This is a genomic window from Actinophytocola sp. (genome assembly GCF_050699915.1).
Taxonomy (GTDB): Bacteria; Actinomycetota; Actinomycetes; order Mycobacteriales; family Pseudonocardiaceae; genus Actinophytocola.
Window position 1 is genome coordinate 21751 of the sequence record NZ_JBOHGA010000072.1, and the last position, 6107, is coordinate 27857.

Annotated in this window: 6 protein-coding genes; 3 read left to right on the top strand and 3 right to left on the bottom strand. The window is 71.3% G+C overall.

Translation table 11 applies throughout. From position 1 onward, the window contains the following. Positions 1–4: 4 nt before the first annotated feature. Positions 5–499, bottom strand: a complete 495-nt coding sequence (locus tag ACRDSK_RS15315) for an Rv3235 family protein (RefSeq protein WP_431441514.1) — start codon at positions 497–499, stop codon at positions 5–7. Between the two features lie 71 nt (positions 500–570). Further along, the gene (locus ACRDSK_RS15320; RefSeq protein WP_431441516.1) at positions 571–1317 is read right to left on the bottom strand and encodes a TrmH family RNA methyltransferase; all 747 of its coding nucleotides are present in this window, start codon (positions 1315–1317) and stop codon (positions 571–573) included. A 78-nt stretch (positions 1318–1395) separates the two neighbouring features. Between ACRDSK_RS15320 and ACRDSK_RS15325 the strand changes: the two genes are divergently transcribed. Next, the gene (locus ACRDSK_RS15325) at positions 1396–1902 is read left to right on the top strand and encodes a DUF6912 family protein (RefSeq protein WP_431441518.1); all 507 of its coding nucleotides are present in this window, start codon (positions 1396–1398) and stop codon (positions 1900–1902) included. A gap of 752 nt (positions 1903–2654) precedes the next feature. Here the strand turns inward: ACRDSK_RS15325 and ACRDSK_RS15330 are convergent. Further along, positions 2655–3656 (bottom strand): medium chain dehydrogenase/reductase family protein, encoded by a 1002-nt coding sequence (locus tag ACRDSK_RS15330; RefSeq protein WP_431441520.1) that lies wholly within the window; start codon positions 3654–3656, stop codon positions 2655–2657. 79 nt (positions 3657–3735) lie between these two features. On the opposite strand from ACRDSK_RS15330, the gene ACRDSK_RS15335 reads away from it, so the two are divergent. After that, the gene (locus ACRDSK_RS15335) at positions 3736–4386 is read left to right on the top strand and encodes a TetR/AcrR family transcriptional regulator (RefSeq protein ID WP_431441521.1); all 651 of its coding nucleotides are present in this window, start codon (positions 3736–3738) and stop codon (positions 4384–4386) included. Between the two features lie 62 nt (positions 4387–4448). Continuing rightward, positions 4449–6077 (top strand): L-glutamate gamma-semialdehyde dehydrogenase, encoded by a 1629-nt coding sequence (pruA, locus tag ACRDSK_RS15340; protein ID WP_431441522.1) that lies wholly within the window; start codon positions 4449–4451, stop codon positions 6075–6077. Positions 6078–6107: the final 30 nt, after the last annotated feature.

Consider the following 6107-nt stretch of genomic DNA (forward strand, 5'->3'; position numbering starts at 1 on the left):
GCATTTACAACATTCGCAACACGACGCAGTGCCACACGTCGTCGACCCGCTCGAGGCGGGCCGCCAACGCGCACACCCGCCGCGGCTCGGCCGGCCCGGCGGCGATGTCGATCACAGCCGCGACCTCGACCGCCACCGGCGACGGGTAGCAGGCACGGAGCCGGCGCAGCCGGTGGGCCCGGCCGGGTGTGGTCAGGCGAAGCCGGGTGAGCAGGGCCTCGTACGCCGAGTCGGACAGCAGCGTGCGCAGTTGCCCCGCCGCGCGGCGGCCCTCCAACACCTCGAGCACCCGGACCAGCAGCCGCCACAGCGCCTCCGGCGTGATCGCCGCCTCCGGTCTCCGCGGCGGCGCGACCAGCGTGAGCTGCGGGCCACTCGCCGGCCGCAGACTCGACCACCGGCGCGGCTCCTCCTCTCCGGGGGCGTGCGTTGGCTCGTACTCGGGCAGCGCCCGCAGCACGCGGCCGGGCTCGTTCAGGTAGCGAACAGGTGCACTCATGCCCTACAGAGCTGAGAAGTCGTGAAACCCGGACAACGACCACCTGAAAGTGTCGATCCGATCACGAAGAGTCAGCGACGGCGCACGAGTTCGAAGCAGAGGACGGCGGCCGCGCTCGCGACGTTCAGCGACTCGACGCCGCCGCTCATCGGGATCGACAGCGACCCGGTGACCGACGGGCGCACCTCGTCGCTGATGCCGCCGGTCTCCCCGCCCAGCACGTAGGCGGCGCGGCGCGGCAGGTCCGCCGTGAAGAGGTCGACGCGAGCGGACCCATCCAGCGCGAACAGCGGAAACCCGGCGGCGCGCAGGTCGGCGGCGGCGTCGGCGGCGGTGTAGCAGCGCAGCACCGGCGCGTGGAACGCGACGCCGGCCGAGGCCTTCACGACCAGCGGGTCGAGCGAAGCCACACCGCGCCGCGGCACGACGATCCCGGAGATCCCGGCGGCGGTGGCGGTGCGCAGGATCATGCCGACGTTCGCCGGGGTGGTGATCCCGTCGAGCAGCAGCACGCTCGACAGCGAGCCGTCCGCGATGGCGTCGGAGAGGCGGCGCATGCGTGGCGCTACCACGTCGGCGAGCACGCCCTGGTCCTGCTTTCCGTTGCCCGCCAACACCTTCACCCGGTGCGCGCTGGCCCGCTCGACCCGCACCGAGCGCGCCGTCGCGGCGTCGAGGATCTCCCGCGCGGCCGTGCCGCGGGCGTTGTCGGCCAGGACGATCTTGTCCACCCGCAGCTCGCGATCGGCCAGCGCCTCGAGCACGGGCTTGCGGCCGAACACGGTCACGAACCGGTCCTTGGGCGAGGGAGCGTCCACGGGTGGAGCATTCCACGTCGGCGGGCGCGCGGTGTGCCAGGATCTAACCCTGCCCGGAGCACAGGGAATGGGAGTGCGGTGAGGGTCTACATTCCGGCAACGGTGACCATGTTGCGCGCGTTGAACGCCAAGGGCGAGGTCGCCGCCGTGGGCGACACCGCGTTCGCGCTGACCCCCGCGCTGCGTGAGTCGTACGCGACGGGGACGGCGGAGGAGCTCGAGTACGCCGCGATGACGGAGGCCGCGCGCGCGTCGCTGCGGCTGCTGGCCGGCGAGCTGGCCGACGACGCGGAGGGCACGCTGCCCCGCCGCGCGGTGATCTCGGCGGACATCGAGGACGCGATGCTGCGGCCGGACCTGGACCACGCCGTGGTCCGCCTGGCCGGCTCGGTGCCGGTGACGCTGGTGGCCGCCGTGCACCTGGACACGGAGGAAGCGGAACCGGCGGTGCGCGCGGCGGCGGAGGTGATCGACGCGGCCGACCTGGGTGACTCGGACGCCGAGTTCACCTTGGGCGACGCGGAGGACCACGAGCTGGCCTGGTACACGACCGACGAGCTGCCGTTCCTGCTGGAGCTGCTGTAGTTCCTTCGGCCGGCCTCCGGCCCCCGATTTCGGGCGTACCGGCCACCACCGACTGTCCCGGCCACCCGCCACTGTCACCTGTGGACGACTCCGGATTCGCGGGGCCCCTGTTTTCCAGCCTTTTGGCGGGCACTGACATTTTCGGGTGAGCGCAGGTGGCCTGTGGATACCGCGCCGCCCGCTTGGTTGTCCACAGCTCCGCTTGTGTGCGCCGAAAATGTCGGTGCCCTTGACTAGACTGGATTTCGGGGGCCGACGGCCGCGTTCCGCACAATTGCGTGGTCCCGAACCAGAGCAAGGAGCGGGTTGAGCTGCTGATTGTCGGAAGGCGCATCGTCGTCCGGGAGCCAGCCTGGTTGCCGACAATTCGGACCGCAGCGCGCTGGGATGCGGTCCGCCGGATGTGACCTGCGAGCCCGGTGAGCTCATGACCACGCTGGCCAGCTCAAACCAGGAGCGGTCTGGATGTGACCTGCCAGAGTTGTCGGGCCTCCGGCCCCCGGAATCCAGCCTACTTCTGAGCGCCGACAATTCTGCCGGAGTGAGCGTGGTCTGTGGACAACTGGCAGAGTTGTGGATAACCGCCCCGGGGTCCCCCGATTTCCAGTCTACCCGGCAGGGCTGACGGTTTGGCGAGTTCGGGGTTGGGCTGTGGATAAATGGGGTCGCGTGTGTGGCCTCCGGCCCCCGGGATCAAGCTTACGCTTGGGGGCTGACAATTCCGGAGGTGTGGACCGGAGGCTGGGGACAGGTCATGCGTCCAGCACGATTTTGCCGCTCGTCTTTCCCTCCACCAGGAGGCGGAGGGCCGTCGAGGCCTCTGTCAGCGGGAGGCGCTTGGCGATCGACGGCGTGATGGTGCCGGCTTCCACCAGCTTGAAGATCTCCGTCAGAGCTGTTGTGAAGGCGGCGCCGGACTTGACGTAGTAGAACGTCGCCCGGCGACCCCGCGCTCGGCCCAGCAGGCGCGCCAGCCACCACGTCCCCAGGCGGCGGATCGTGCCGAAGTACGGCTTCAGCCAGTGGCCGTCGTCGCGGAGGGTGGACGCGGAGCCGTAGTTGATCAGGATGCCGTTGTCCGCCAGGACCGAGTACGAGTCCGGCAGGCTCTGTCCGCCCACGTGGTCGAACACCGCAGCCACGCCGCCAGGCGCCAGGGCGCGTACCGCCGCCGGCACGGAGCCCGCTCGGTAGTCGATCGGCTCGGCGCCCAGGGATCGGACCAGGTCGTGCTTCGACTCGGACGCCGTGCCCAGGACTCGGGCGCCGGCGCGGACCGCGAGCTGGACCAGCAGCGTGCCCACCCCACCGGACGCGCCGTGCACCAGCACCGTCTGCCCAGGCCGCACGCGCGCGACGTCGTGCACCAGCTGGTACGCCGTCACACCGTTCATCACCACCGCCGCGGCCACGCCCGAATCCAGCTCCGCGGGCACGGGTACCACCGAGCGAGCCGGCACCACGACGTGCGTCCGCCACGCGCCGGTCCGGGTCATGGCCGCCACCCGCTGGCCCACCCGCACCCCGGTGACACCGGCACCCACCGCCGACACCTCGCCGACCAGGTCGTAGCCCGGCACGAACGGGAACCGCGGCTGCATCGGGTACCGCCGGCGCAGCATCTGCACCTCCGCGAAGCTCACGCCGCTCGCCAGAACCCGCACCCGGACCTCGCCCTTCCCGGGCTGCGGGCCGTCGCCGGACGTCACCTGCAGCATCTCCGGGCCGCCTTCGCCGGTAAGCATGATCTCCATGTGAGCACCTTTCACTCGAGTTAGAGCATCTAACAAACATTAGAAGCTGTTAGGCTGCCGAGTGTCAAGGAGGCGTGACATGGACCGCAGGCAGCAGTACCGCGAGCAGACCCGCCAGGAGGCCAAGCGGATCGCGCTCGAACAGCTGGCCGAGCACGGCACCGCCGGCATCTCGGTCAACGCGATCGGCAAGCGGATGGGCGTCACCGGCCCCGCCCTCTACCGCTACTTCGCCAACCGCGACGCGCTGCTCACCGAGCTCATCGCGGACGGCTACCACGACCTGGCCGACACCATCGAGGCCGCGATCGCCACGACCAGAACCGGCCGGCTCCGCGCCGCCGCCACCGCCATGCGCGACTGGGCCACCGCCGCCCCACACCGGTACCTGCTGCTCTTCGGCACCCCGGTCCCCGGCTACGAAGCCCCGGCGCACACCCTCGACGCCGCGCGCCGGTCCATGGCCGCGCTGCTGTCGGCGGCCGGCCCCGACACCGGCAAGCCCCGCCGCTCGACGCTGCACCGCCAGCTCGCCGCGTGGGGTGAGCGCACGGACCTCGGCGACCTCACCCCGCGACAGCTGCACTGGGGCATGACCGTCTGGACGCGCCTGCACGGCGTCATCAGCCTGGAGGTCGCCGGCCAGCTCACGCTCAGCGGGATCGATCCCGAACTGCTGCTGCGCGCCGAGGTCGACCAACTGGCGGCCTGGTGGACGCCCGACTCGTGACAGGATGGCGACAGCCGCCGGTCACGAGCCGGCCCGACAGAAACAAGGAGGCGAGCCACCACATGGACGCCCTAACGTCCGTGCCCGAGCCGGTCAACGAGCCCGTCCGCTCCTACGCGCCGGGCAGCCCCGAGCGCGAGTCGCTGCGGCGCCGGATCGCCGAGCTGGAGGGCGAGCGCCACGAGCTGACCATGACCGTCGGCGGCGAGCAGCGCATGGCCGGCGGCGACGCGATCGACGTGGTCCAGCCGCACGACCACGCGCACGTGCTCGGCGTCTCCGCCCAGGCCACCGCCAAGGACGTGACCGACGCCGTCAGCGCCGCCAAGCTCGCCGCCCCCGCGTGGCGCGAGCTGCCCTTCGACGAGCGCGCCGCGATCATCCTGCGTGCCGCCGACCTGCTGGCCGGCCCGTGGCGGGACACCCTCAACGCCGCGACGATGCTCGGCCAGTCCAAGTCAGCGCAGCAGGCCGAGATCGACTCCGCCTGCGAGCTCATCGACTTCTGGCGGTTCAACGTCGGCTACGCGCGCCGCATCCTCGCCGAGCAGCCCGGCTCGAGCCCCGGCACCTGGAACCGCTTCGACCACCGGCCGCTGGACGGCTTCGTCACCGCGATCACCCCGTTCAACTTCACCGCGATCGCCGGCAACCTGCCGACCGCGCCCGCGTTGATGGGCAACACGGTCGTCTGGAAGCCCTCGCCCACCCAGCAGCTCGCCGCGTTCCACACGATGCGCATGCTCGAGGCCGCCGGCCTGCCGCCCGGTGTGATCAACATGGTCACCGGCGACGGCGCCGCGGTCAGCGAGGTCGCGCTGGCCGACCCCGACTTCGCCGGCCTGCACTTCACCGGCTCCACCAAGACGTTCAGGTACCTGTGGCGCACGATGGGGGAACGGCTCGACACCTATCGGTCCTACCCGCGGATCGTCGGCGAGACCGGCGGCAAGGACTTCGTCGTCGCGCACCGGTCGGCCGACGCGGCCGCCGTCGCGACCGGGCTCGTCCGCGGCGCGTTCGAGTACCAGGGCCAGAAGTGCTCGGCCGCCTCGCGCGCCTACATCTCCCGCTCGCTGTGGGAGTCCGGGCTGCGCGAGCAGCTGGCCGACACGACGAAGTCCCTGTCGTTCGGCGATGTCACCGACTTCGGTCACTTCGGCGGCGCGGTGATCGACAGCCGGGCGTTCGCCAAGCACAAGGGCGTGCTGGAGATGGCCGCGAGCAACACCACGCTCGAGGTGCTGGCCGGCGGCAGCGCCGACGACTCGGTCGGCTACTTCGTCCAGCCCACGGTCCTGCTCGGCACCGACCCGATGAACGACGTGTTCACCACCGAGTGGTTCGGTCCGATCCTGGCGGTCCACGTCTTCGACGACTCCGACTACGCCAAGGTCCTCGAGCTCGTCGACGGCTCGACCCCGTACGCGCTGACCGGCGCGGTGTTCGCCACCGACCGCGCGGCGGTCGAGGAGGCCCACCGCGCGCTGCGGTTCGCGGCCGGCAACTTCTACGTCAACGACAAGCCGACGGGCGCCGTCGTCGGCCAGCAGCCCTTCGGCGGCAGCCGCGGCTCGGGCACCAACGACAAGGCCGGCTCGATCTACAACCTGCAGCGCTGGGTGAGCCCGCGGTCGGTCAAGGAGACGTTCGTCCCGGCGACCGACCACACCTACCCGCACATGGGCTGAGCAGCTGTCGGGTCCGGCCGCGGCCGGACC

Coding starts and splice junctions, on each gene's coding strand:
- pruA (WP_431441522.1), top strand. CDS start 4,449: ATGGACGCCCTAACGTCCGTGCCCGAGCCGGTCAACGAGCCCGTCCGC.
- ACRDSK_RS15335 (WP_431441521.1), top strand. CDS start 3,736: ATGGACCGCAGGCAGCAGTACCGCGAGCAGACCCGCCAGGAGGCCAAG.
- ACRDSK_RS15315 (WP_431441514.1), bottom strand. CDS start 499: ATGAGTGCACCTGTTCGCTACCTGAACGAGCCCGGCCGCGTGCTGCGG.
- ACRDSK_RS15330 (WP_431441520.1), bottom strand. CDS start 3,656: ATGGAGATCATGCTTACCGGCGAAGGCGGCCCGGAGATGCTGCAGGTG.